The sequence below is a fragment of the Flavobacterium gilvum genome (assembly GCF_001761465.1).
Classification (GTDB): domain Bacteria; phylum Bacteroidota; class Bacteroidia; order Flavobacteriales; family Flavobacteriaceae; genus Flavobacterium; species Flavobacterium gilvum.
Map to the genome: position 1 here is coordinate 2,049,868 of NZ_CP017479.1, position 26,626 is coordinate 2,076,493.

The following is a 26,626-nucleotide window of genomic DNA, read 5'->3' on the forward strand; positions in this document are numbered from 1 at the left end:
CGAAATTTTCAAAGCCATTTTCAAGGAGATACTTTTTCTTTGCGAATCTTCGTGTATCCTCTGAGTATCTTCGTGAAATTTATTCTTATTGCTTAATCTGCGTTAAAGTACAAAAGAAACCCAATTTATAGAGGTCAAATAAAAACAAGGAAGGCTTTTGAGAAAGTAAATTGGCTTCGATTTTGGTTTTGGTTTTTTGAAAAAGAAAAGCAGTCAATCCGGTTAATTTTAATTTTTTTAAAATAACAAAACAGGAAATTATCTTGCTAGACTCGGCTGTTATTTTATTAGAATTATATAATAAAACTAGATTTTCCAAAGCAGTTTGGGTTTTCTTTAAAAAAACAATTGAAGTCTCCAGATTCAAATGAAAAACAGGATTTTCAATATGAGAAACAATTATTTTATTTGCTTCTAATTTTGATAAAAAACACAAATCTTCGTAGCCGTATTTTGTGATGGTTTGATCAAATGGATGTTGCAGAAGGAGCTCTTTTTTCAATATTAAATTTGAAGTTAAGGCACTTTTGTTTGGGTTTTGTTTTCTTTTTTCTATCGAAAGTGATTCCCTGTTTCGGCCATAAATCCATCGCAATAATTGCTCTTTTTGTGGTTGTTTGGATTCATAAAGAAGTCCGCCAAAAACAGCTTTGTTTTCTTTTTTCTGAATCTCATTTAGATAATTAGAAATGAAATTTGAACTTTCCGGAAATGTGTCGCAGTCCAAAAGAAGAAGCCAGTCAAACTTAGCTTTAACAACTATTTGATTGATATTTTTGCTTTTGCCAAAATTAGTTTCATTGGTAGAAAAAAAACAATTTTCTAAGTTATTGATTTCGTTGTTTTGGTCTAAAAAAAGAACAGAAGCATCATCTTGGCATAAAATTTCGAATTCCAAATTACATTTCACACATTGTCGATGCAATTCGCTCACTAACGGAAAAGCATTGTAATCGTAAATCGGAATAAGAATGGAAAGCATTACACGGTTCTTTGCACCACTTCAAAAATGGTGGCATCCTCACATTTTAATGTTTTGTATGGATATTTCATTAGCAATGCATAATCATGAGTTGCCATGATAACTGTTTTGCCAAGATTGTTGATTTGTCTTAAAACTTCAAGAACTTCAACACTGGTTTGTGGGTCAAGGTTCCCGGTTGGTTCATCGGCAAGGATAAATTCAGGGTCGTTCAACAAGGCTCTTGCGATGGCAATTCGCTGTTGTTCACCACCCGAAAGTTGGTGAGGCATTTTGTTGGCAAAATCTTTCATGTTGACTTTGTCTAGCACATCATCAATTTTGGCATCCATTTCTGCTTTATCAGTCCAACCCGTCGCTTTCAGAACAAAAAGCATATTGTCTTTTACCGTACGGTCCGGCAATAATTTAAAATCCTGAAAAACAATCCCGATTTTTCTTCTCAAAAACGGAATATCATCTTCTTTTAAAGTAGCCAAGTCAAATTCCACAATTTTTCCTTCACCCTCTAATAAAGGTAAATCGGCGTACAATGTTTTTAATAAACTACTCTTTCCGGAACCCGTTTTCCCGATGATGTATAAAAATTCGCCATGATTGACTTCAAGATTAACATCGGATAAAATAGTTTTTCCTTCTTGGTATATGTTTACGTTTTTTAAAGACAGTACAGATTGTGACATGATAAAATGTGTTTATTGGGTAAAAGTAAAAAGATAAAATCCAAATACAAAAGTAAAAGGAGAAAAATAAAAAGCAAAAGTTAAATTCTAAAAAAAATGATTCTAATTTTATTTTTAATAGCTAACTACGATTGAACTTAAAAATTGTATAAGTTTTGGACTTGATTTTTTCTCGCAAAGGCGCAGAGTCGCAAAGAGAATGGTTCAGAGCTTTGCGACTTTGCGACTTTGCGAGAACTGAATTTTTTTAAAAATCTCTGAGAGAAAATTTTAGCATAAATAATAGTATAAAAAAGAGAGTTCAGGTAACTGTTCAAAAAATAGTTTATAATAAAAACAAAGGAGCTTCCGTTATAAATTCATATATAATATATTTGACCATAATAAATAATAACAACAATGCGTAAACTTCCCTGGCTCTTTTTATTCTTTTCTACTGTTCAAATAACATCACTTTATTCACAAAAATCGACGATTTACACATATTCGTTAAAAGAATTTGACAAAGCACTTTCTTTGTATGAGGATAAGCAATATGCTTCGGCTCAAATTATTTTTAAGAATGTAAAAGATGCTGCCACAACTGAAGGATTGCAGTCGGATTGCGCATATTATATTGCCAATTGTGCTATTCGAACCGATCAGGAAAATGCCGAGGAGCTGATAAATCGTTTTGTGGAGGAGTACCCTTCAAGTCGCAAGCAAAATCAGGCTTACATTGATGTTGCCTATTATTATTTTGACCACAAGGAATACAAAGAGGCTTTGCAATGGTTTAATAAAGTAGACGAAAGTGTTCTGAAAAACAGTGATCGTGATAAATATAATTTCGAAAAAGGATATTGTTATTTTGATTCCAAAAAAACAAAGGAGGCCAAAAACTATTTCAGTAAAGTAGCCAACTCCAATCAATACGGAACGCAAAGCAAATATTATATGGGATTCATGGCTTATGAATCTGATGATTATGCTGAGGCGAATAAACAGTTTGACCAGGTTGCTACTAATGAAAAATATTCCGAAAAATTGTCTTATTATAAATCGGATATGAGTTTTAAATCCGGCGATTTTCAAAAAGCCATCGATTTAGGAATCAAAGCAATGCCAAATTCTACTCCAGAGGAAAAATCGGAATTGAATAAAATCATTGGCGAAAGCTATTTTAATCTAAAACAATACGATAAAGCAATTCCTTATTTGGTAGGTTATAAAGGCAAAAAAGGAAAATGGAACAATACCGATTTTTATCAATTGGGATATGCTTATTATGTGCAAAAAGATTATGAAAACGCCATTTCACAATTCAATAAAATAATTGACGGAAATGATTTTGTGGCCCAAAATGCGTATTATCATTTGGGAGAAAGTTATTTGAAATCAGGGAAAAAGCAACAAGCTTTGAATGCTTTCAAAAATGCTTCGGAAATGAATTTTAACTTAAAATTGCAGGAGGATGCGAGTTTTAATTATGCAAAACTGAGTTATGAAATTGGGAATTCGTACCAAAGTGTTCCAGAAATTTTATTGGGTTTCATTAATAAATACCCTGCAAATCCGAATAATGGAACGATAGAAAAACTATTGATTGATTCTTATATTTCTTCCAAAAACTACAAAGAAGCTTTGGTTTTATTAGATAAAAATAAAACTCCGGAAAATAGGGCAGCGTATCAAAAAGTGGTTTTCTACAGAGGATTGGAATTGTATAATGAAGGAAATTATTCGGAATCATTATTGATGTTCGAAAAAGCAATAAAGGAACCAAAAGATGCTGTTGTTACAGCGCGTGCTTCTTTTTGGAAAGCAGAATCGGAGTTTAATTTAGAGGATTATAAAGAAGCTTTGTCGGATTATCAGCAATTTGCAAATTTGGCGAAAGCCAAAGAAACGCCCGAATTCAAAAACATCAATTACAATATTGCTTACGCTAATTTTAAGCTGAAGGAATATGATGCCGCGGGGAATTCTTTCCAAAGCCAAATTGACAATAATAAAACGGATAAAGTTCGATTGAATGATTCTTATTTGCGTCTTGCTGATTGTCGATTCGTAACCGCAAAATACCAACCGGCTTTGGATGCTTACATCAAAGTAATTGAATCCAAAAGCGTGGATGGTGATTATGCTTATTTTCAAAAAGCGCTTTGTTATGGATTTCTTTCAAAAAACAGTAAAAAAATCGAAGAGATGAATTCGTTTTTGTCATTGTATCCAAAATCAGATTTTCAGGATGATGCTTTGTTTGAATTAGGAAATACGTATGTTGCTGAAAACAAAACGGATTTAGCGATAAAAACCTATGATAAAATCGTGACAGGTTTCAAAAACAGTTCTTATACTTCGAGAGCAATTTTGCGCCAGGGATTGATTTATTATAATTCGGATAAGGATGATTTGGCTATAGCCAAATTCAAAAAAGTAGCTTCAGAATTTCCTAAAACGCCCGAAGCTTACGAAGCCGTTTCGACTGCAAGAATTATTTATGTTGATAATGGAAAAGTAGATGAATATGCGAGTTGGGTACGCACTTTGGATTTTGTGGCAGTAACCGATTTGGAGTTGGATAACGACACTTTTGAGGCCGCCGAAAAACAGTTGGGGCAAGGAAACAACAAGCAGGCAATCTCGGGTTACAGCGGTTATATTTCGAAATTTCCAAATGGGGTAAATGCTTTGAAAGCTAATTTTCAATTGGCACAATTGTATTATTCAGAAGGTTCAGAGAGCAAATCGGTTCCTAATTATGAGTATGTTGTAAGTCAGCCTCGTTGCGAATATACGGAACAGTCGTTGGTGAGATTGGCTCAGATATTTTTGAAAGAGACTAATTGCGACAAAGCAAATCCGATTTTGGTTCGCATTGAAAAAGAAGCCGATTTTCCTCAGAATAAAACATTTGCGCAAGCGAATTTGATGAAATGTTATTATGAAACAAAAGATTATGCAAATGCAGTGGTGTACGCTGACAGAGTTTTGAACAATCCAAAAACGGAGGAGAATGTAAAAAGCGATGCCCAAATCATTGTAGCCCGTTCCGCAATGCAATCTGGTGATGAGGCAAAAGCCAGAACCGCTTACGCAAAATTACTAAGTGTAAGCAAAGGGGAACTCGCCGCCGAAGCTTTGTATTATGATGCTTACTTTAAAAACAAAGACGGAAAATTTGAACTTTCGAATACTGCCATTCAAAAATTAGCCAAAAATTATTCGAGCTACCGTTATTTTGGAGCCAAAGGTTTGGTTTTGATGGCAAAAAATTATTACGGGTTGAAAGATAGTTATCAGGCGACTTATGTTTTGGATAATGTAATCGAGAATTTCAGCAATTATTCGGATGTTGTTGAAGAAGCCAAAACCGAATTGAATAGAATAAAAGCGGAGGAAGCCAAAACAAATTCATCAATCACTAAATAGAAAAGCAATATGAAATCACCATTAATAGCGGGTTTGTTGCAAACAAACATCAACAAAAAAAGGTGATACCATATATGACCTATAATAAATAATTTTTACATATATGAAATTACCTTTTTATATAGTGGATGTTTTTGCTGAGGAAAAATATGCCGGAAATCAATTGGCGGTTTTTTTGGATGCCAAAGAATTGGATTCGGAAATGATGCAGAAAATTGCACGAGAAATAAATTTTGCAGAAAGTACTTTTATCACAGTTCTTCAGCCCGAAAACAACAGTGCCGAAATCAGAATTTTTACCGCCGAACACGAAATGAAGTTTGCCGGTCATCCTGTGATTGGAACTTCTTGGGTTTTGATGAATAAAATATTCGAAAGTCAACGACGCACTTTGAAATTGACGGTTCCAATTGGAGAAATCCCAATTAAGCAATCGGGAGATTTAGTTTGGTTGCAGGCCGCACAGCCTCAATTTTTGGATATTTTCCCAAAGGAAGGTTTACTGCCTTTCAGTAATTTAAGTCTATCTGATTTTGATTCGGATTTTCCGGTTCAGGAAGTGACCACGGGAAGTGCGTTTGTGATTGTACCGCTTAAAAGCAAAAAAGCATTGGAGAACTTAAATCTCGAATTGCCGAAAATGAAAGAATGGCTTTTGTTTCATTGCAAAACAAATCATAGAGCACTTTATTTCTATTGTTTTGGCGAGGGAAAACTCTACAGCAGAATGTTGTATATCGAAAGCAACCAAATCATGGAAGATGCGGCGACTGGAAGTGCAAGTACCTGTTTGCAAGCTTTTCTTTTGAAATACCATTCGGCGGAAATTAAAACAGTCAATCATCAAGGTGATTTCATCAATAGACCCTCCCGAATTTATTTTGACGGAAAATTATCAGAAGATTATTTTGATATAAAAATTGGTGGTAAAACACAATTTATTGCCAAAGGCGAATGGGAAGTATAAAAGAGAAGGCAGAAGGCAGAAATCAGATTTTAGAAAATAGAATATAGAAAATAGAAAAAAGATGAAAATCAAAAGCATAAAAACATTCACAAGAAAGTATTTAACGTTCCTGGCTCCCTCCCTTTTGGGGAGGGTTGGGGTGGGGTTACTTTTATTCCTTACCCAATTTTCTTTTGCCCAAGACAAAAAAGACAAAAAGGATGATATTGGTACAGAAGTTGTCAATGTCGTAAAACCGTTCACCCCGACAATTTCTGATGCGTTCAAAGAAAAAGAAGTTCCCGTGATTACCAATGAAGAAAATGCCAAAAAAGAAAACGTGCAATATTCGATTTTGCCTTTTCCGGTGGCTTCGACTTTTTCACCTTCCAAAGGAAATGCGCAAGGGGTTGATAAAGCAAAACAGGAAAGAATTTTCAAAAATTATGCGACCCTTGGTTTAGGGAATTATGGTCATTTGAATGCCGAATTGTACGTGAATGAAGACCTTAATAACAGTGAATATATTGGAGGAATGTTTCGCCATAATTCTTCTCAAGGCGGTATAAAAGATATTTTGTTAGACGATTATTTTTATGATACCAAAATCGATTTGTTTTACGGAGGAAATCAGGAGGGAATGTCTTGGAAAATAAAAGCGGGTTATCAAAATCAAATTTACAATTGGTACGGTTTGCCTTCCGGTTTTGGAAATACATTGCCCCTTGCTGATAGTATGGCTTTGATAAATGGGATTAATCCGCAACAATCTTATAATACGATTACTGCGGGTGGTTCGTTGGCTTTTGACGAAAGTGCGGTACAAGATGTTAATTTGGATTTTACTCATTTTACGGATGCTTACAGTTCTGCTGAAAATCGTTTTTTGGTAGCGCCAACTTTTAAGTTTGATGTGTTGGACGAAGCCGTAAAAACTAAAGTTTTTGTCGATTATCTTGATGGTAGTTTCAAGAAAGATTATTCGGGAACCAATACTGCAGACCTTCAATACGGATTTACAAATTTTGGAATCGTTCCTAGTTTTGTAATGAAAAGAGACGATTGGACAATCGATATTGGTGCAGGTTTTGTTTACAGTATGGGCAAAGAAAATGATACTAATAAGTTTTATATATATCCGGCTGTTAAGGCTTCTTATAATTTAGTTGGCGATTTGATGGTGTTTTATACGGGTGCAAACGGAAACCTGAAACAAAACAACTATAAAGATTTTGTAGATGGAAATCCTTATCTTTCTCCCACTTTGCAGATTAAACCAACCAATGAATTGTATGATGTAAATGTTGGACTAAAAGGGAAATTGGCAAGTACAGTGAGTTATGATGTTAAAGCGTCGTTCATCTCTGATGAAAATAAAGCGTTGTTGAGAAGTAATGACTACAATGAAAATAGTACGAATGCCAATTACGCTTTCGGGAATTCCTTTCAAGTCGTTTATGATGATTTGAAAACGATGCGTGTGTATGGTGAAATCAAAGCCGATTTAGCCAAAGGGGTGACTGTGGAAGCCGATGCAACCCTAAGTACTTATACGACTAAATTCCAAGAAGAAGCTTGGAATTTGCCTTCGATTGAACTGAATTCAAAAGTTGATTTCGCTATAACCGAAAAATGGTTGATGGGAATTAATTTATTTTATGTTGGCGAACGTAAAGACCAACAATTGAATACGAATGTTGTTTATGTTACGGCTCCAAGTCCAATTACTTTGGATGGTTATTTTGATTTGAATGCCAATTTGAGATACAAACACAACGATAGATTTACCGCCTTTTTGAAAGCGAATAATATTTTGAATAACGGTTACCAAAAATGGCTAAATTACCCGGTTCAAGGTTTTCAGGTAATGTTGGGAGGAAATTATAAATTTGATTTTTAAGTTTCTGAGTTGCTAAGAATCTAATAATCTAAGTTTTTAGTTATGAAGATATCGGAATATTACTGCTTAACGACTTCATATCTTAGGATCTTAGTAACTTTGCAACTTAGTAACTTTTTTCATAATGACTTTCAAACAAAAAATACACCACCGATATAATCAATTAGTACAAGACAGAATCGACGCTTTCAGGGATATGATTTCGGCTTTGACCGAAGATTCCAAAAATGATGCGAAAGGTTCTGCCGGCGATAAACACGAAACTGCTTTGTCGATGATGCATATCGAGCAGGAAAAACTCAACGCCAAACTCAAAGAGGTGTTGGGGCAGAAAGCGGTTTTGGATAAACTCGACGCTTCGTTTGTGGCAGAAACTATTATTTTGGGAAGTTTGGTAAAAGCCAACGGAATTTATTTGTACCTGTCTTTGGCTTTGCCAAAAATTAATATTGAAGGTATAAATGTTATTGCTTTGTCTCCGCAATCTCCACTTGGAAATAAGTTAATTGGAAATACGGTTGGTTTTACTTTTGAAATTAATGGGACAAAGTATTTGATTGAGGAAATCAACTGATTCATAAATTAATCTGTGTGAAATCCGTTTAATCCGTGTCATCTGTGGCTAAAAATTAATTGTTAGATTTATAAATCTGCAATACATCCAACTTTTGTTAAAGTTTTATCATTTCTCAAAACACTGTTAAATAATGTAGTCAAATTAAACATAATGTTAAATCGGTGTTTGCATTCGTTGTAAACTATCTAAATCATTAAAAAAAGATGATTCCCTAATAAAACTTTTTGTAATTTCGCCAGCTTAAAAGTCTGACTTTAAAACTAGGTAAAATTATGAGCAAAATAATGACAGTCGACATCTTGTCGAGTATTAAAGGAGCGCAGCCTTCGGAGAGCGTGAACCAATTGTTTGATGTAATTAAAAATGCACATCCTTCAAATAATAATCCTGCAAATACTGTCAATTATAATTGCGTGTCTGTAAGTGATTTAAGAGATGATGTTGTGGTAGAGAGTTCGGCTATCGAAAAACAGCTTATTTTGGAAAACTTCCCGAACAAAAAAAATGGTTTTTTAGTAGTTGCTAAAGTTATAGAAGGATAAAATGGATTCTCAAATAAAACAAATACACCAACAATTGGTGTCAAAACAAATAACTTGTACGGCTTTGGTACAAGAAAAATTAGACTTACTTAAACAAAATACATATAACTCTGTAAATTCCCTGTTGGATACTTTGGCGTTGGAATTGGCAGCTAAAGTTGATGCTAAAATCGCAAAAGGAGAGGAAATCGGTCTTTTGGAAGGAATTCCTTTTGGAATCAAAGATGTTTATATGTTACAGGGAACTTACACAACTGCAAGTTCTGATTTGTTGAAAAATTATAAATCGCCGTACACTGCTACTGCCATTCAAAAATTACTCGATGCGGGTGCTATTCCATTGGTAAAAGAAAACTGCGACAGTTTTGGTCACGGTTCATCGAGTGAAAACACGATTTTTGGAGCTGTAAAAAATGCTGTCAATCCGGAATTGGTTGCCGGTGGTTCAAGCGGTGGTTCTGCGGTAAATGTTGCCAAAGATTATACCGTATTTTCCGTTGGTGGAGATACAGGAGGTTCGATTCGTCAGCCGGCTGGGTACAACCATATTTACGGTTTGAAACCAACTTACGGAAGAGTTTCAAGATTTGGACTTATGGCTTACGCTTCCTCTACAGATTGTGTGGGGCCATTGGCAAAATCAATTGAAGATATCCGAATTGTGCTGAATGTAATGAGCGGAAAAGATCCAAAAGATCAAACCTCAATCACTTCAACAGAAATTACTGAAGGCGCCATTGCAACTTCATCTGTGAAAAAAGTGGGTTATTTTAAAAATTTCGTTGAAAGCGATGCTATTGATGCTAAAATAAAAGCCGACTTTTTAGCAAGTATCGAAAAAATTAAAGCCAAAGGAATTGAAGTGAAAGAACTGGATTTTTTCAAATCGGATATTTTGGTTTCTACTTATTATACTTTGGCAATGGCCGAAACAGCTTCGAATTTATCCCGTTTGGATGGAACCAATTATGGAAACCGCATTGAAGGTGAGAATTTGATTGATACGTATGCCGTAACACGTTCTGAAAACTTTTCAGAAGAAACAAAACGCAGAATTGTTGGTGGAAACCAAGTATTGTCACAAGGTTTTTCAGATGAAATTTATTTAAAAGGATTGGCTTTAAGAGATCAGATTTCAGAAAACTTCAGTAAAGATTTCAAAGAAGTAGATATTATTTTATCTCCAGTTACACCAAGTACTCCGCCTAAAATCGGAGACAGTTTAAAAGATCCTTTGGCGATGTATTTATCGGATGCTTATACGGTTGGTTTTAGTTTGGGGCAATTGCCAACTTTGACCGTGCCACAAGGAACTGCCACAGGACTGCAAATTACTGCAGCAAAAAATAATGATGAATTAGTGTTGCAATTTGCAAACTTCTTAAAAGATACAATATAATGGAATTGGAGCAATTAACAGCGGCGATAAAAGCCCACGATTTAGAATTGGTAATTGGACTGGAAACACACGTTCGATTGAATACCAAAACCAAGTTGTTTTGTTCTTGTCCAAATCAAGAAATTGAAACACCTAACCAAAATATATGTTCGGTTTGTACTGGACAAATGGGCGTTTTGCCTGCCGTAAACAAAGAAGCGGTTACAAAGGCGATTTACTTTGGTAAAGCAGTTGATTCGTCATTTAGTAATGAAGTGATTTCTTGGGATAGAAAACACTACGAATATCCGGATAACCCGAAAAATATTCAGATTACACAATTTCATAATCCTATAATTCCTGACGGTCACGTATCTTGTTACCGAAATGACGGTACACAATTTACTGTGAATTTGACTCAGGTTCATATTGAGGAAGATGCTGCGAAATTGATGCACGAAAAGAAAATTTCGTTAGTTGATTTTAATAAAGCAGGTGTTCCGTTGATTGAAATTGTAACAGAACCATGTATCCGTAATATTGAAGACGCTTCAACTTATGCGCAGTACATTCAACGTATTGTTCAAAACTTGGGAATCTCTGAAGCGAACCTTGAAAAAGGAGAATTTAAATCAGATGTTTCTGTGTCTTTGCGCAAGAAACATTCTTATGATTTGAATCCAAGAACTGAAATCAAGAACTTGAACTCGTTTAAGTTTATGGTGGAGGCTTTAAAAGAAGAAGTGGAGAAGCAATTCAATTATTTTATAGAAAATAAAGAGTTTCGACCTGACCAAACGACTGTGTTGTGGGATGCCGATTTGAAGCAAACCAAAACCATGCGTAAAAAGGAATTTGAAGCCGATTACCGTTTTATTTCTGAACCAGATTTACCTTTTGTAAATATCAAAAAAGAAATTGAAGCAATTAAAGTTGATACAAGTGCATTGCCTTATGCAGTTGAATCCATTTTAATCAGCGGTGGTGTTTTGCCACAGGATGCGAAGTTTTTTACAGCAGATAAATTGCGTTCACAAACATTTGTGGAAATTAATAACGAAATTAAAGATCCTTCGTTTGTGGCTAAAACTTTGGCCAATAATTTAAAGATCGAAGATTATGCCGAAATTCATAGTATCGCGCATTTAATCGAAATTTTCCAATTATTTAAGGCTGAAAAAATCACGGCAGTTTTGGTTCAAAATGCTATTGTTGGTTATTTGAAAGACCGAACTTTTGATTATAATAAATATTTTGAAGAAAACACGGTTTCAGAAGATAAGATTCAAGAAGTTATTGCTAAAGTAATTTCAGAAAATGAGGCTGTTGCCAATGATATAAAAGCGGGTGATCAAGGAAAAGCCGGTATTTTGGTTGGTAAAATTTTAGGCATTATCGGAAAAGGAGCCAATGGAAAATTGATCCGCCAAATTATTTTGGACAAATTAGGCGCCGCCGCTGTTTTGGAAAAGCAAGAAGCTTCTGAAAAAGTTTCTAAAGAAGCCGTTGCAGAGCAAAAGGAAAGTCAGGAAGAAACACTTCCGGAAATTCCTATTATCATAAAGGATACGTATAGAACACATAAAATTTCGCAATTAACAGAAGCAAACATCGGTGAAGAAGTGATGTTGGCAGGTTGGGTTTCGAGTGTTCGTGATCACGGAGAATTGATGTTTATCGATTTGCGTGATTCGAGTTATGAGATTTTCCAAGTGCGTATCAGTAGAGAATCATTTCCTAATATTGATGAGTTAGTGAAATTGAAACCGGAATCGGTAATTTCTGTTACAGGAAAAGTAGTAGGTCGTAATGAAGATGATTATAACGCCGGTTTACGTACGGGTAAAATAGAATTGGAAACTTCGGTGTTGGAAATTTTAAATTTATCCAAAACATTGCCTTTCGAAATTAAAAGAGCAGCAAAATCAAACGAAACAGTTCGTTTCCAATACAAGTTTTTGGATCACCGAAATGAAGAGGTAAGAAGAGCTATTGTAAACCGTCATAAAGTAATCAAATTATTGCGTGACATTCTGGATGAAGAAGAGTTCTTGGAAATCGAAACTCCAATCTTGAGCGCTGGAACTGATGAAGGAGCACGTGAATTTATTGTTCCTTCAAGAAAACAAGCCGGTGCGTTTTATACATTACCACAAGCACCGCAACAGTTCAAACAGATGTTGATGGTAAGTGGTTATGAAAAGTATTTCCAGATTGCCCGCTGTTTTAGGGACGAAGATTCCCGCGGGGATCGTCAGCCTGAATTTACGCAGTTGGATTTGGAAATGGCTTATGGGAATATGCAGCAAATTATCGATTTAAACACCAAAATGTTTAATGAAGTAGTGAAGAAAATATATGGCAACAAGTGGATTTTGAAACCGTTTGAAGTGATTACCTATAAAGAAGCCATGGATTATTACGGTTGTGACCGACCTGATTTGCGCTATGGCTTGAAAATGCAAGATATCACCGAAATTGTAAAAGATACGACTTTTCAAGTATTCAGTAAACCAATTGAAGATGGGGGAATTGTAAAATGTATCAAGGTTTCGGCCAAAGAGCAAGGCAATAAGCGAATGTCTAAAGGTCAGATCGAAAACCTTACCGCGATTGCACAACAGCACGGTTTAGGCGGATTGGCTTATATTATTGTAAATGAAGATGAGTTACAATCGCCAATTATTAAATTCTTGGGAGAAGATATTGCGGTAGGAATTATAAAAACTACAGATGCGCAAGTGGGTGATATTGTATTCTTCTCAGCGGCAGATTATGCAACGGCAAACAAAGCGTTGGATGCTGTTCGTCAGGAAATGGGTAGAATGTTGCATTTGATTAATCCTAAGGAATTGCGTCCGGCTTGGGTGGTTGATTTTCCAATGTTTGAAAGAACTGATGAGGGAAGATGGACATTTACCCACAATCCGTTCTCTATGCCGGCGGTTTATGACTTGGAGAAACATATGAAGGGTGATGATAACGAAATAGGAACTATTATTGCGCAGCAATACGATTTAATCCTGAATGGTTACGAAATTGGAGGAGGATCAGTTCGAGCGCATAAATCGGAGATTCTTGAGGCGACTTATAGAAATATGGGTTACAATAAAGAGGAAATGATTAAGAGTGTAGGAACGATGTATAAAGCGTTTCAGTACGGTGCGCCGCCACACGGAGGAATTGCATGGGGAATTGATCGTTTGATGATGATTTTGGAGAAAAAATCATCCATCAGGGAAGTTATGGCTTTTCCGAAAACGGGAACAAGCGATGATTTGTTGTTTGGAGCGCCAACGCTGCTGTCTGATAAAAAGGTGGAAGAAATGAATGTGAGGATTATTAGATAAGTAATTTTTAAAACATAACAATAAAAAACGGATTTACATCGAAAGATGTAAATCCGTTTTTTTAATGGAGAGAATTGAGTTTTTTATTTTATTCGATTGTTGAAATTTTATGTTTTAAATAGAATTTATTTTAGTAATTTGTTGATGAATATTTATACTTTAGATTAATAAATAATTTAGATATTATTTATCATTTGAAGTGTGTAATGTTTACAAAATTTTAAACAAATAATAATTTAAATTAATGAAGTTAGTTTTTTTTGAATATACAAAAAACTGTAAAGAATTTAATATTCTTCTAAAAGCTACAAGTGAAGATGCTTCAAGAAGAGATTTGAAACAAGGGCAATTATTATTTGAATCTATATATCAAAATATTATACTTATAGATGCTCAAATTTGTGGAATTGAAAGTGCTATTGCTTGTAAGAATATTAAAATTTTCGGATCAGATGAAAAAAAAATGTTTGATCAAGAAGTGATTTTGGTAGAATATAGACCAGATTTTGAGCAAGGGATTAGAAAATGGGAAAATCTTCAAAATATTGATTACAACGATTATATTCATAATATATATCCCTCAATTAGTAAAGTTTTAGAGTTTTTAGGCTCTGATTTCGATCATGAGAAATACAGATTATTAACTCTAGATATGGAAAAAGAGAATAAAGAGAATAAAAAAGGAAATATATTATATCTGGAACCTGGAAGCATCTCGAAATTTAGTAACTCTATTAAACAACACATTGAAATTGTTCTTGAATATTATTCTAAGCAATCATTTAAGCTAACAGAATATATCGATTTGTTTTTAAGATTAAATTGATATTATTTTTCCATTTAAAAGGGGGGGGTAATTACTTCTAAAAAAGCAGAATGTTGATTCCTAGCCCCGATTGAAGCGACATCCTTTTCCTTTTTTCTTTAAAAAGGAAAAGATATAGCGCAAAGAGGGAGGATGCTTCTTGAAAAGCCAAATGTTTCTGCTCCTAAGAAAAATAATCACCATTCTGGCAATGCCATTGAAATTGACTTTTGTAATTGAAATTGACTTTTGCTATTGCCATTGATATTGAATTTTGCTATTGAAATTGATTTTTGTCATAGATATTGAATTTTAAAAGTATTATTTTTATCGATACCGAAATTCAAACAGATATTTCCGTCTTTTTGTTAATAACTTAACAACTTAAAATGGGATTTTAACCAATAATTCTTATATGGTTTCATATATTTGTGCGTAAGACGAAAAACACATTTTTTAGATTAAATTATATGAGCGAAGAGATTAAGAAGGGCGGCTATTCAGCAGACAGTATCCAGGCTTTAGAAGGAATGGAGCACGTGAGAATGCGTCCATCGATGTATATTGGAGATGTAGGTGTAAGAGGATTACATCATTTAGTTTATGAAGTAGTAGATAACTCTATCGATGAGGCAATGGGAGGCTATTGTGACACGATTCGAGTTGATATCAATGAAGACGGTTCTATTACGGTTGAAGATAATGGTCGTGGTATTCCGGTAGATTTGCATAAAAAAGAAGGCGTTTCGGCACTTGAAGTTGTAATGACAAAAATTGGTGCCGGAGGTAAATTTGATAAAGATTCGTATAAGGTTTCTGGAGGTCTCCATGGAGTTGGGGTTTCTTGTGTAAACGCGCTTTCGGTTCATATGAAATCGACTGTTTTCAGAGATGGAAAAGTCTATGAACAAGAGTACGAAAGAGGTAAGGCGATGTATCCGGTGAAACAAATTGGTGAAACGGATAAAAAAGGTACTAGACAGACTTTCTACCCTGACCCAATAATTTTTACGCAAACAACGGAGTTTTCATACGATACACTTTCGGCTCGTATGCGTGAATTGGCTTTCTTGAACAAAGGAATTACAATCACTTTTACGGATAAAAGAGAAAAAGATAAAGACGGTAACTTTTTAGGAGAGGTTTTTCATTCTACTGAAGGGTTAAAAGAATATATCAGGTATTTAGATGGAAATCGTGAGCCAATTATTGCCCACGTAATTTCTATGGATCACGAAAAAGGAGAAATTCCGGTTGAGGTTGCTTTGATTTACAACACAAGCTATAGCGAGAATATTTTTTCTTATGTAAATAATATCAACACGCATGAGGGAGGTACTCACTTGCAGGGTTTTAGAACGGGTCTTACAAGATCGTTGAAGAAATATGCTGATGCTTCCGGAATGTTGGATAAACTGAAGTTTGATATTTCTGGAGATGATTTCCGTGAAGGACTAACAGCGATTATTTCGGTAAAAGTATCAGAACCTCAATTTGAAGGTCAGACTAAAACCAAATTAGGAAACAGAGAAGTTGTTTCGCCCGTAAGTCAAGCGGTAAGTGAAATGATTGAAAATTATTTGGAAGAAAACCCAAATGATGCTCGAATTATTGTTCAAAAAGTGATTCTTGCTGCTCAGGCTCGTCACGCTGCCAAGAAAGCGCGTGAAATGGTTCAGCGTAAAACCGTTATGGGCGGTGGGGGATTGCCAGGGAAATTATCGGATTGTTCTGAGCAGGATCCTGCAAAATGCGAAGTATATCTTGTCGAGGGAGATTCGGCGGGTGGAACTGCAAAACAAGGTCGTGACCGTAATTTTCAGGCGATTTTGCCTTTAAGAGGTAAGATTCTGAATGTGGAAAAAGCAATGCACCACAAAGTATTTGAGAACGAAGAGATTCGAAATATATTTACAGCACTTGGTGTGACTGTAGGGACAGAAGAAGATAGCAAAGCTTTGAATATTTCAAAATTGCGTTACCATAAAGTAATCATCATGTGTGATGCCGATGTCGATGGTAGCCACATTTCTACTTTGATTTTGACATTCTTTTTCCGTTTTATGAAGGAACTTATAGAAGAAGGACATGTTTATATTGCTGCTCCGCCTTTGTATTTGGTTAAAAAAGGAAATAAAAAAGAGTATGCATGGACAGATGTTCAGCGTGATCAGGCCAATGAAAGAATGGGAGGAAGCGCAGCAATACAAAGATATAAAGGTCTTGGAGAGATGAACGCAGAGCAATTGTGGGAAACTACAATGGATCCAAGTTTCAGAACACTAAGACAGGTTACAATTGATAGCTTGGTAGAAGCAGACAGGGTTTTTTCGATGTTAATGGGTGATGAAGTGCCGCCAAGGAGAGAGTTTATCGAGAAAAATGCAGTTTACGCAAATATAGATGCGTAATTTTTGAGTGTAACTGTATTTTCTTTTTTTGTTTTGATATTAATAAAAAAATAAATAAAAATGAAAGTTACCATTGTAGGAGCCGGGAATGTGGGAGCATCCTGTGCAGATTCAATTTCTTATAGAGGAATTGCAAGTGAAGTAGTATTATTGGATATCAGAGAAGGTTTTGCTGAGGGGAAAGCCATGGATATCATGCAATGTGCCACAAATACTGGTTTTAATACTAATGTTTCGGGGGTTACTAATGATTACACCAAAACTGCAAATAGTGATGTAGTTGTAATCACATCGGGGATTCCAAGAAAGCCTGGGATGACTAGAGAAGAATTGATTGGGATTAATGCAGGAATTGTAAAAACTGTTGCTGATAACGTTTTGGCGCATTCTCCAAACGCAATTATTGTTGTGGTTTCAAACCCAATGGATACAATGACCTATTTGACATTGAAGGCTACAGGTTTGCCAAAAAACAGAATTATCGGAATGGGTGGAGCTTTGGATAGTTCTCGTTTTAGATATTATTTGTCCAAAGCATTAGATAAACCTTCGAATGATGTTTCTGCTATGGTTATTGGCGGGCACGGAGATACGACTATGATTCCTTTAACAAGATTGGCTGCTTATAATGGTATTCCGGTTTCGGAATTTTTATCTCAAGAAGAGTTAGAAAAAGTTGCTGCTGCTACAATGGTGGGAGGGGCTACGTTGACTGGTTTACTGGGAACTTCAGCTTGGTATGCTCCTGGAGCGTCTGTTGCCTATTTGGTGGACAGTATTTTGAATGACCAAAAGAAAATGATTGCCTGTTCCGTGTTTTTGGAAGGTGAGTATGGTCAAAATGACATTTGTATCGGGGTGCCTTGTATTATAGGTAAAAACGGTATTGAGCAAATTGTAGACATTAAATTAAATGATGCTGAAAAAGCTGCTTTTGCAAAAAGTGCAGACGCTGTAAGAAATATGAATGCTGATTTGAAAAGTGTTCTAGCATAATAATTTACGTATAAAAAACAGAAGACTGCAATTTTTGCAGTCTTTTTTTTGATTTTAATCAATAAATAAATTGGTTAATCATTTCGTTAATTATATATTTGCTCGGTTTAAAAAAATGATATAAATCGTGCGGTTCGTTTTTGTTTTTCAAATTCGACGTAATTGCTTGTTTTATAGGGTTTAGAACAAAAACAATAAAAAAATAATTAATTTTTAGTAGTAATGCAGAATAAAGGACTAATTAAATTTTTCGCAATTCTATTTGCATTGGTAAGTATTTACCAACTTTCTTTCACTTTTGTCTCGAGCAAAGTTAAAAGTGATGCAAAAACTTTCGCTGGCGGAAACCCAGAAAAAGAATTAAAGTATTTGGATTCTATTGGTAAGGAAAAAGTGTTTAGCTTAGGATTTACTGATTTTACTTTCAACGAAGTAAAAGACAAGCAAATCAACAAAGGACTAGACTTGGAGGGAGGAATCAACGTAACTCTTCAAATCTCTGTTAAAGACATTTTGAAAGGGTTATCAAATAATTCGAAAAATCCTGTTTTTAATAAATCTTTAGCTGATGCTACTGCAAACCAAAAAGGGAATCAAAGTTATCTTGATGCTTTCTTTGAAGCTTTTGAAGCCAATTCAAAAGGAACTGTAAAATTAGCTTCTCCAGAAATTTTTGCTAACAGAAGTTTGCAAGGTGACGGAGGTGTTACTTTTCAAATGACAGATGGGCAAGTTCAAAAAGTAATCAAAAGAAAAGTTGATGAATCTGTAGAAAGTGCTTATAAAGTATTGAGAGAGCGTATCGATAAATTTGGTGTTACACAGCCAAATATCCAAAAATTAGGTGAATCTGGAAGAATTCTTGTGGAACTTCCGGGTGCTAAAGATATTGACAGGATCAAAAAATTGTTACAAAGTACTGCTCAGTTAGAGTTTTGGGAAACTTATAAAGTTGAAGAAATTGGTAATTTCATCATGGCAGCCAACGAGGCTTTGAAAAAAACTGAAGTTGCTAAAGTTGAATCTAAAGCTGTTGCAAAAGATTCATTGAGCGCTTTGTTGACTGATGGAAAAGATTCTACAGCTACTAAAAAAGGAAATAATCCTATAATTGATAAAATTGTTGCTCAAGGTGGAGGACCAGTTCTTGGTCTTTTCTTACCAAAAGATACAGCTACAATTAATTCTTATTTCAAAAGACCGGATATCAGAATTTTATTGGCAGGTGACCAACGCTATGCAAAATTTGTATGGGGTAAACCAACTACCATCAAAGATGCTAAAGAAAAAACGGTTGAAGTAGTTGAATTGTATGCTTTAAAAGGAAACAGAGACAATGTTGCCTCAATGAGTGGTGGTGTTGTAACTGATGCCAGCGACACTTTTGACCAAATGGGAAAACCAGCTGTTTCAATGCAAATGAATAACACTGGTGCAAAACAATGGGAAGAATTAACTGGAAAAGCATATACTCAAAAAGGATTTATTGCTATTGTTCTTGACGATATCGTATATTCTGCACCTGGAGTTTCAAGTGGACCGATTGCAGGAGGAAGATCTGAGATTTCTGGAAATTTTGATGTTACAGAAACTAAAGATTTAGCAAACGTATTAAGAGCTGGTAAATTGCCTGCGGCAGCTGAAATTATCCAGTCTGAAGTGGTAGGGCCATCTTTGGGTCAGGAAGCTATTGATAATGGAACTAATTCTGCTGTGATTGGATTACTTTTGGTATCTCTTTGGATGATTGTTTACTACGGAAAATCAGGTTGGTATGCAAATATTGCTTTGGCTGTCAACTTATTATTCATGTTCGGTATTTTGTCAAGTTTAGGTGCTGTACTTACATTGCCAGGTATTGCGGGTATCGTATTAACAATGGGTACTGCGGTAGATGCGAATATCATTATATATGAAAGGGCTAAAGAAGAATTAAGGGCTGGTAAATCTCTGGACGAAGCAGTAAAAGCTTCTTATAGCTGGACTGGTGCAATGCGTTCTATTGTTGATGCAAACGTAACTCACATCCTTACAGGAGCTGTGTTGTTTATCTTCGGTTCTGGACCAATCAAAGGATTTGCTACTACTTTATTAATAGGTATTATTACCTCTTTATTTACTTCTATTTTTATTGCGAGAATCTTTATTGATAGAAATATTGCGGGTAAAAACAATTTGTCTTTCGTGACAAATTTCTCTAAAAATTTCTTTACTAATTTCCATTTTGATTTCTTGGGAATTAAAAAATGGACTTACCTTTTCTCTATTATCGTTACTATTGTGAGTATCGCATCTATTGCAACTCATGGTTTTGATCAGGGTGTTGACTTTGTTGGAGGAAGAACTTTCCAGGTTCGTTTCGATAAATCAATGAAACCAGAGGAAGTAAAAGATGAATTGGCAGCTGTATTTGGTAGTGCCGAGGTTAAAATTTTTGGTGAAGACAATCAGTTAAAAATTACGACAAAGTATAAAATTCAGGAAACAGGTAGTGCTGCTGATGAAGATGTAAATAAGAAATTATTTGAAACTCTGAAAAAGCATTATACAGGAATGACTTATGATAAATTTATCAATGCGTATGATGGTAAAAAATTAGGTGTTGTTCAAGCTTCAAAAGTTGGACCAACAGTGGCTGAAGATATTAAAACTAATGCTTATTGGGCAGTTTTGGGAGCAATGCTTATTGTAGGTTTGTATCTAGTTGTAAGTTTTAGAAAATGGCAATATAGTTTGGGTGCAATCGCAGCGGTAGCGCATGACGTTATCTTTGTATTGGGAGCTTACTCGTTGCTTTGGAAATATATGCCTTTCGGTATGGAAATCGATCAGCACTTTATTGCAGCTATCTTGACAGTAATTGGTTATTCAATGAACGATACAGTAATTGTATATGACAGAGTTCGTGAGTTCTTGGATGGAAAAACAAAAGGTTCTTTCTCTGAAATTGTGAACAAATCTATTAACTCTACAATGTCAAGAACTATCAATACTTCGTTGACAATGATTTTTGTATTGTTGATCATGTTCATTTTCGGTGGAGAATCTATCAGAGGATTTATCTTTGCAATGCTTATCGGTATTATTATTGGTACTTATTCTTCATTGTTTATTGCTACTCCAGTTTTGGTTGATACCATTTCTAAAGACGAGAAACATGATGTTGAAGTTAAACACCAACAAGAAGCTACTGTATAAAGTATCTCACATTTTAAAATAAAGAAAAGGATTCAGCTTTAAGTTGAATCCTTTTTTTATGCTCTTTTGTTAGCTAGTTATTTGCTGAATTGACTACATTATTTTTATAAAAGTGTCTTTTACTAATTGTATTTCATCTGAGTAATCTGTTTTCTTTTTGTTTGCAAAGTACAACGTGTTTTTTAGTGGTGTTTTTCCTTGCCACAAAAGCTTAATTTTGCCAGTTTCGAGTTCTGTTTTGCATAAGAAATCTGGAATTACTGCCAATCCGTTACTATTGCTTAAACAGCGCACTATGGAGTTTAAATTTGGAACAATATAGTTTGGTCTAAAATCGGCATGTTTGTTGAAATTAAGTTGCCAAAAACGTCTCAAATGCTCCATGTCTCCTGTCGTTCCGTACCATCTTTGTTGTTTCAGCCAATTTTCTATTCCATCAAAGTTTTTTTCTTTTTTTAAAATATCAAAAGTATCCGAATCAGTTTCGTTGCCAGCTATAAGAATTATGGTTTCTGAAGAAAAGGCTTGATAGTCGATAGTATTTTTGGTAATCATTTGTGGAGTGATGATTAAGTCCAAAATGCCTTTGTCTAGGTTTTCAATCATTTCCGGATATTCACCAAATTGGATAATTACGTTAAATGGAAAGGTTGCGAGGTAAGGCTCCAAAGTAATTTGAAAGGTCTCAAAACACATTCCGATGCTGATAGTTGGCGTGTTTTTCTCGGTGCTTCGCTGAAAGTTTTTTTCGGCTTCTTCCAATTTGCATAATGCATCGGTAATGAAATTATAGAGGACTTTTCCTTTTTCGGTAGGAACCATTTTTCGGCCGGTTCTGTCAAATAATTTATAACCAACGTAACTTTCTAGTGAACTTAAATGCAAACTGACTCCAGGTTGTGAAATATACAACGCCTCAGCAGCTCCGGTTAGTGTTCCTGTTTTGTAAACATACTTGAAAGTTCGATACCATTCTAGATTTACCATTTTGCCTTAGTATTATAATTATGATACAAAGGTATGAATTATGTTATTTTAATAATAGATATATCATGTGTAAATTTGTACCATCAAATTAAATAAGACAAAAAATGAAAAAGATATTTATTATAAATGGAGGGCAAAAGTTCGGGCATTCTGGTGGAAGATTCAATCAGACAATAGCAAATGCGACTGCTGAATTTTTCTTAAAACATAAAGATTTTGAGGTAAAAAGTACTGATGTAAACGACAATTATGATCCTGCACAAGAAGTCGAAAAATTTGTTTGGGCAGATGTAGTTATTTATCATACACCGATTTGGTGGTTTCAATTGCCTCACGGATTCAAAAAATACATAGACGTTGTTTTTACCGAAGGTCATGACAAAGGGATATACAAAAGCGATGGGCGTTCATCAAAAAATCCTGCGATAAACTATGGAACGGGAGGAATGCTTCATGGGAAGAAATACATGATAACAACTTCTTGGAATGCGCCGAAAGAAGCTTTCACGCTGCCTGGTGAATTCTTTGGTGAAACTAGCGTTGATGATGGACCGCTATTTGGTTTTCATAGAATGAATGCTTTCACTGGGATGAAGCCATTAGATAGTCTGCACTTTCATGATATCGAAAAAAATGCAGATGTTGTTAAAGATTTAAAATTATACGAAAATCATTTGACGCAATTGTTTTTGAACTAAACAAAAATGCCACTGAATTTACAGTGGCATTTTTGTTTAAATCTCGTTAGTCTTTTTGGCTGTGATGACAAAATACAATCCCACGATTATGAATGGAATACTGAGCCATTGCCCGGTTGATAATATGTTTCCTAAGTCACTTTCAAATCCCCCTTGGCTTTCTTTTACCGATTCTACTATGATACGAACCGTGAATAATAATACTAAGAATAAGCCAAATAAATAACCTGATTTTTTTCGGGCTTCTGTTTTCCAATAGAGGAAAAACAATACGGCAAACACAAAGATATAGCAAAAAGCTTCGTACAATTGCGCTGGATGTTTGGCAGGAACTTGATTCAGTAAATTGGCATATTGGGGATTGGTAGCGATAGCGTTGTATGCTTCTTTTGGTGTAGGAAGTTGGGTCGCATTGACAGCTTCTCTCGGGGAGAATTGATCTCTCACGAAACGGATTCCGAATGATGAAGTAGTTTCTTTACCTACAATTTCAGAATTGAAAAAATTTCCAAGTCTCACAAAAATAGCACCACTTGCAACTGGAATTACTACTCTGTCCAATATCCACAAAAGTGGTTTTTGAAGTACTTTTTTGCTGAAAAAATACATTGCAACGATAATAGAAATAGCAGCTCCGTGACTTGCCAATCCTTGATATCCTGTGAATTGAAACTTTGGAGTAAAACGGAAAGGTAAAATGATTTCGGCCAAATTGTTACGGTAATATTCCCAATCGTAAAAGAAAACATGTCCCAATCTCGCACCGATTAATGTAGCCAAAACAGTCCAAACAAATAAGGAGTCCAGTTTGTCTATGGCAACGTTTTCTCGTTCAAAAATATGCTTCATGATGTACCAGCCCAATCCAAAAGCGATTACAAACATTAAACTGTAAAAACGAATAATGAAAAAACCTAAATCAATACCTTCAGAGGGATTCCAAACAATGTTTAAAGCGTGTGTCATTTATTTTTTATTTTTTTTGTGAAAATATTACTTTCATTTTATAGGTTGTGTTAACAAAAACGTAAGATTCAATGAGTGTCATTTTTTATTTTCTTTCTCCCTCTTTTTTGGAGAGGGTTGGGGTGAAGTTGGAACTGGGTCATAACCTTTTCCTCCCCAAGGGTGACATCTCAAAATTCTTTTTATTCCTAAATATCCACCATAAAATAATCCGTGAGTCTGTAATGCCTGTATCATATAACTTGAACAGGTGGGTTCAAACCGACAGGCCGCAGGGGTAAAAGGGGATATAGCTCCCTGATAAAAGCGCACGAGCAATATGAAAGGTGCCGTTAGGAATTTCATGTTTTTTTTGATTTAAGATTAACGATTTAAGATTAACGATTTTTGATTTCGGTTGCTGTGAAATCTGAAATCAAAAATCGTTAATCTAATATCAAAAATCAATTTATGCTAAAAGTAGTTCCCTCTTTTCCATCTTTCAATTGAATTCCCAATTCGATTAACTGATCGCGAATTTGATCAGACAGAGCAAAATCTTTATTATCTCGGGCTTGTTTACGCATGCCGATTAGCATATTAACCACGCCTTCTAATTTGTCTGTGTTTCCGTTGGTTTTTTCTTCTTCCAATCCCAAAACGTCAAATACAAATGCCTGTATAGTTATTGTAAATAATTTTAAATCGGCTGCGTTCAAAGTTTCTTTTCCATCTTTTAATAAATTAATGAAACGAACACCTTCAAATAATTGCGCAATTAGAATTGGCGTATTGAAATCGTCATTCATGGCATCATAGCACAATTGTTTCCAACCAGCAATGTCTAGAGAACTATTTGTACTTGCCGAAATTCCTTTTAAGGATTCCATTGCTTCCATCAGTCTTTTATATCCTTTTTCGGCAGCAATAATGGCTTCGTCTGAGAAGTCAAGAATGCTTCTGTAATGTGCCTGCATCATAAAAAATCGTGTAACCGAAGCAGAAAATGCTTTGCTTAAAAAAGCGTTGTCTCCTGTTAAAATTTCTCCAGGCAAGATGTTGTTTCCGGTAGATTTTGCCATTTTTTTACCGTTCAGGGTAAGCATATTGGCGTGCATCCAATAATTTACAGGTGTGTGTCCGGTACAAGCTTCGTTTTGGGCAATTTCACATTCGTGATGTGGGAATTTCAAATCCATTCCACCTCCATGAATATCAAAATGATTCCCAAGATATTTAGTGCTCATCGCTGTACATTCCAAATGCCATCCTGGAAAACCGTCGCTCCAGGGCGAAGGCCATCGCATAATATGTTGTGGTTCGGCTTTTTTCCAAAGCGCAAAATCCTGAGGATTTTTTTTGTCGGATTGTCCGTCTAGGTCACGGGTATTGGCTAGCATATCTTCAATATTTCGGCCACTTAAAATTCCGTAATGATTGGTCTCGTTGAATTTAACCACATCAAAATAAACAGAACCATTCGCTACATAACCAATTCCTTTATCGATAATTGTTTTTATGATTTCGATTTGCTCAATAATATGCCCTGTTGCAGTGGGTTCGATGCTTGGCGGCAAAAAGTTGAAAGCATTCAAAATATCATGAAAATCTACAGTATAACGTTGTACGACTTCCATGGGTTCTAGTTGTTCCAAACGTGCTTTTTTGGCAATTTTATCTTCACCTTCATCGACATCGTCCACAATGTGTCCAACATCAGTAATATTTCGAACATAACGCACCTTGTAATCCAAGTGTAATAAATATCTGAAAATTACGTCAAAAGACATGAAAGTTCTCACATTTCCAAGATGCACATTGCTGTAAACCGTTGGTCCGCATACATACATCCCCACATTTCCTTCATTAATTGGTGTAAAAGTTTCTTTTTCTCCCGAAAGGGAATTGTATATTTTTAAGGTTTGTGTCTTGTGTAATGACATTTTAGTGTAATTAGAAAATGTGACAATTAGAAAATTGTGTGTTTTGTAAAAAAGAATAACTAAGGAATTTAAGTCTTAATTTTACTTAATTTCTTAATGGTTGAAAATTTTAAAATTAACGATTAAACAATAAACTATTAAAAATTAGTGTCTAATTTGATATAATCCAAAAACTCTCTTTTTATTTGGGGATCTTTGAATTTTCCACCAAATTCAGAAGTTACCGTACTGCTTTCGATATCTTTGATTCCTCTAGAATTCACGCAAAGGTGTTTGGCATCAATTACACAAGCTACGTCTTCTGTTTCAAGGGCTTGTTGCAATTCTTGAACAATTTGCATTGTCAGACGCTCTTGAACTTGAGGTCTTTTTGCGTAATGTTCTACAATACGGTTCATTTTGGAAAGACCAATAACCCTTCCACTAGATATATAGGCCACGTGCGCTCTCCCGATGATAGGCAATAAGTGGTGTTCGCAGGTTGAATAAACTGTAATGTTTTTTTCAACTAACATTTCTCCATATTTGTAGTTGTTTTCAAAAGTGGAGGCTTTTGGTTTTTTCTCAGGATTCAATCCACCAAAAATTTCTTTAACAAACATTTTTGCCACACGGTTTGGGGTTCCTTTCAAACTATCATCTGTCAAATCCATTCCTAATGTCAATAGAATGTTTTCGACATCTTTTTTTATTTTATCAATCTTCTCTTCATCTGTTATTGCAAAAGCATCGTTTCTTAATGGATTTTTTGCATTGGTACTAATATGATTGTTTCCTATTTCGTCTTGAAATTCTTCGTTGTTTATCATTAAAATGTACTGTTTTTATGATTGTCTAATTTTTAAGGGGTAAAGATAATTAATAAAAAGGA

The 26,626-nt window shown here is 35.0% G+C and carries 19 protein-coding genes; 12 read left to right on the top strand and 7 right to left on the bottom strand.

From position 1 onward, the window contains the following. Positions 1 to 85 precede the first annotated feature (85 nt). Both EM308_RS08715 and EM308_RS08720 read right to left on the bottom strand, forming a co-directional pair. Entirely contained in the window at positions 86 to 982 is an 897-nt protein-coding gene (locus EM308_RS08715; protein WP_035637990.1) for a glycosyltransferase, read from the bottom strand. Then, complete coding sequence (locus tag EM308_RS08720) at positions 982 to 1,665, bottom strand: cell division ATP-binding protein FtsE (protein ID WP_035637992.1); 684 nt, start codon at positions 1,663 to 1,665, stop codon at positions 982 to 984. The genes EM308_RS08715 and EM308_RS08720 overlap by 1 nt, the downstream gene beginning before the upstream one ends. Before the next feature lie 399 nt (positions 1,666 to 2,064). On the opposite strand from EM308_RS08720, the gene EM308_RS08725 reads away from it, so the two are divergent. The 11 genes from EM308_RS08725 to secDF all read left to right on the top strand — a co-directional run bounded on the left by EM308_RS08725 (position 2,065) and on the right by secDF (position 21,182). Further along, a complete protein-coding gene (locus tag EM308_RS08725; protein WP_035637994.1) occupies positions 2,065 to 5,079 on the top strand; it encodes a tetratricopeptide repeat protein in 3,015 nt (1,004 codons plus the stop codon). Positions 5,080 to 5,182: 103 nt separating this feature from the next. Then, positions 5,183 to 6,046, top strand: a complete 864-nt coding sequence (locus tag EM308_RS08730; protein WP_035637996.1) for a PhzF family phenazine biosynthesis protein — start codon at positions 5,183 to 5,185, stop codon at positions 6,044 to 6,046. 61 nt (positions 6,047 to 6,107) lie between these two features. Then, positions 6,108 to 7,925: a TonB-dependent receptor gene (locus EM308_RS08735; protein WP_231560022.1), complete on the top strand. Its 1,818-nt coding sequence runs from the start codon at positions 6,108 to 6,110 to the stop codon at positions 7,923 to 7,925. 124 nt (positions 7,926 to 8,049) lie between these two features. Beyond that, positions 8,050 to 8,499, top strand: a complete 450-nt coding sequence (locus tag EM308_RS08740; RefSeq protein ID WP_035637998.1) for a hypothetical protein — start codon at positions 8,050 to 8,052, stop codon at positions 8,497 to 8,499. A gap of 275 nt (positions 8,500 to 8,774) precedes the next feature. Next, positions 8,775 to 9,044 (top strand): Asp-tRNA(Asn)/Glu-tRNA(Gln) amidotransferase subunit GatC, encoded by a 270-nt coding sequence (locus tag EM308_RS08745; protein WP_035638000.1) that lies wholly within the window; start codon positions 8,775 to 8,777, stop codon positions 9,042 to 9,044. 1 nt (position 9,045) lies between these two features. Beyond that, positions 9,046 to 10,443: an amidase gene (locus EM308_RS08750; protein ID WP_035638002.1), complete on the top strand. Its 1,398-nt coding sequence runs from the start codon at positions 9,046 to 9,048 to the stop codon at positions 10,441 to 10,443. After that, positions 10,443 to 13,772 (top strand): bifunctional amidotransferase subunit GatB/aspartate--tRNA ligase AspS, encoded by a 3,330-nt coding sequence (gene gatB/aspS / locus EM308_RS08755; RefSeq protein ID WP_035638004.1) that lies wholly within the window; start codon positions 10,443 to 10,445, stop codon positions 13,770 to 13,772. Before EM308_RS08750 ends, gatB/aspS begins: the two co-directional genes overlap by 1 nt. Positions 13,773 to 14,016: 244 nt before the next feature. Next, positions 14,017 to 14,598 (top strand): hypothetical protein, encoded by a 582-nt coding sequence (locus EM308_RS08760; RefSeq protein WP_070261817.1) that lies wholly within the window; start codon positions 14,017 to 14,019, stop codon positions 14,596 to 14,598. 449 nt (positions 14,599 to 15,047) lie between these two features. Then, a complete protein-coding gene (gene gyrB / locus EM308_RS08765) occupies positions 15,048 to 16,988 on the top strand; it encodes a DNA topoisomerase (ATP-hydrolyzing) subunit B (RefSeq protein WP_035639186.1) in 1,941 nt (646 codons plus the stop codon). A 60-nt stretch (positions 16,989 to 17,048) separates the two neighbouring features. Continuing rightward, the gene (locus EM308_RS08770; RefSeq protein WP_035639189.1) at positions 17,049 to 17,984 is read left to right on the top strand and encodes a malate dehydrogenase; all 936 of its coding nucleotides are present in this window, start codon (positions 17,049 to 17,051) and stop codon (positions 17,982 to 17,984) included. 222 nt (positions 17,985 to 18,206) lie between these two features. Beyond that, positions 18,207 to 21,182, top strand: a complete 2,976-nt coding sequence (gene secDF, locus EM308_RS08775; protein WP_035639193.1) for a protein translocase subunit SecDF — start codon at positions 18,207 to 18,209, stop codon at positions 21,180 to 21,182. Between the two features lie 93 nt (positions 21,183 to 21,275). Here secDF and EM308_RS08780 read toward each other — a convergent pair whose 3' ends face one another. After that, positions 21,276 to 22,169: a LysR family transcriptional regulator gene (locus tag EM308_RS08780; RefSeq protein WP_035639196.1), complete on the bottom strand. Its 894-nt coding sequence runs from the start codon at positions 22,167 to 22,169 to the stop codon at positions 21,276 to 21,278. 104 nt (positions 22,170 to 22,273) lie between these two features. Here EM308_RS08780 and EM308_RS08785 point away from each other — a divergent pair, with 104 nt between their 5' ends. Next, positions 22,274 to 22,867: an NAD(P)H-dependent oxidoreductase gene (locus EM308_RS08785; RefSeq protein WP_035639200.1), complete on the top strand. Its 594-nt coding sequence runs from the start codon at positions 22,274 to 22,276 to the stop codon at positions 22,865 to 22,867. Between the two features lie 36 nt (positions 22,868 to 22,903). Here EM308_RS08785 and lgt read toward each other — a convergent pair whose 3' ends face one another. The 4 genes from lgt to folE all read right to left on the bottom strand — a co-directional run bounded on the left by lgt (position 22,904) and on the right by folE (position 26,564). Beyond that, positions 22,904 to 23,833, bottom strand: coding sequence for a prolipoprotein diacylglyceryl transferase (lgt, locus tag EM308_RS08790; RefSeq protein WP_035639203.1), 930 nt, complete (start codon positions 23,831 to 23,833; stop codon positions 22,904 to 22,906). 78 nt (positions 23,834 to 23,911) lie between these two features. After that, positions 23,912 to 24,178 carry a membrane protein insertion efficiency factor YidD gene (gene yidD, locus EM308_RS08795; protein ID WP_051877855.1) on the bottom strand — a complete coding sequence of 89 codons (267 nt, stop codon included), beginning with the start codon at positions 24,176 to 24,178 and terminating at the stop codon, positions 23,912 to 23,914. Between the two features lie 98 nt (positions 24,179 to 24,276). Continuing rightward, complete coding sequence (cysS, locus tag EM308_RS08800; protein WP_035639206.1) at positions 24,277 to 25,755, bottom strand: cysteine--tRNA ligase; 1,479 nt, start codon at positions 25,753 to 25,755, stop codon at positions 24,277 to 24,279. Between the two features lie 137 nt (positions 25,756 to 25,892). Further along, positions 25,893 to 26,564, bottom strand: coding sequence for a GTP cyclohydrolase I FolE (gene folE, locus EM308_RS08805; protein WP_035639209.1), 672 nt, complete (start codon positions 26,562 to 26,564; stop codon positions 25,893 to 25,895). Between the last annotated feature and the right edge of the window lie 62 nt (positions 26,565 to 26,626).

Excerpts from the sequence above, each read along its gene's own strand:
- EM308_RS08735 (WP_231560022.1), top strand. The coding sequence starts at position 6,108 with ATGAAAATCAAAAGCATAAAAACATTCACAAGAAAGTATTTAACGTTC.
- EM308_RS08720 (WP_035637992.1), bottom strand. The coding sequence starts at position 1,665 with ATGTCACAATCTGTACTGTCTTTAAAAAACGTAAACATATACCAAGAA.
- secDF (WP_035639193.1), top strand. The coding sequence starts at position 18,207 with ATGCAGAATAAAGGACTAATTAAATTTTTCGCAATTCTATTTGCATTG.
- EM308_RS08770 (WP_035639189.1), top strand. The coding sequence starts at position 17,049 with ATGAAAGTTACCATTGTAGGAGCCGGGAATGTGGGAGCATCCTGTGCA.
- yidD (WP_051877855.1), bottom strand. The coding sequence starts at position 24,178 with ATGAAATTCCTAACGGCACCTTTCATATTGCTCGTGCGCTTTTATCAG.
- EM308_RS08785 (WP_035639200.1), top strand. The coding sequence starts at position 22,274 with ATGAAAAAGATATTTATTATAAATGGAGGGCAAAAGTTCGGGCATTCT.
- EM308_RS08730 (WP_035637996.1), top strand. The coding sequence starts at position 5,183 with ATGAAATTACCTTTTTATATAGTGGATGTTTTTGCTGAGGAAAAATAT.
- EM308_RS08780 (WP_035639196.1), bottom strand. The coding sequence starts at position 22,169 with ATGGTAAATCTAGAATGGTATCGAACTTTCAAGTATGTTTACAAAACA.
- cysS (WP_035639206.1), bottom strand. The coding sequence starts at position 25,755 with ATGTCATTACACAAGACACAAACCTTAAAAATATACAATTCCCTTTCG.
- EM308_RS08715 (WP_035637990.1), bottom strand. The coding sequence starts at position 982 with ATGCTTTCCATTCTTATTCCGATTTACGATTACAATGCTTTTCCGTTA.
- gyrB (WP_035639186.1), top strand. The coding sequence starts at position 15,048 with ATGAGCGAAGAGATTAAGAAGGGCGGCTATTCAGCAGACAGTATCCAG.
- folE (WP_035639209.1), bottom strand. The coding sequence starts at position 26,564 with ATGATAAACAACGAAGAATTTCAAGACGAAATAGGAAACAATCATATT.
- EM308_RS08745 (WP_035638000.1), top strand. The coding sequence starts at position 8,775 with ATGAGCAAAATAATGACAGTCGACATCTTGTCGAGTATTAAAGGAGCG.
- EM308_RS08740 (WP_035637998.1), top strand. The coding sequence starts at position 8,050 with ATGACTTTCAAACAAAAAATACACCACCGATATAATCAATTAGTACAA.
- EM308_RS08750 (WP_035638002.1), top strand. The coding sequence starts at position 9,046 with ATGGATTCTCAAATAAAACAAATACACCAACAATTGGTGTCAAAACAA.
- gatB/aspS (WP_035638004.1), top strand. The coding sequence starts at position 10,443 with ATGGAATTGGAGCAATTAACAGCGGCGATAAAAGCCCACGATTTAGAA.
- EM308_RS08760 (WP_070261817.1), top strand. The coding sequence starts at position 14,017 with ATGAAGTTAGTTTTTTTTGAATATACAAAAAACTGTAAAGAATTTAAT.
- lgt (WP_035639203.1), bottom strand. The coding sequence starts at position 23,833 with ATGACACACGCTTTAAACATTGTTTGGAATCCCTCTGAAGGTATTGAT.
- EM308_RS08725 (WP_035637994.1), top strand. The coding sequence starts at position 2,065 with ATGCGTAAACTTCCCTGGCTCTTTTTATTCTTTTCTACTGTTCAAATA.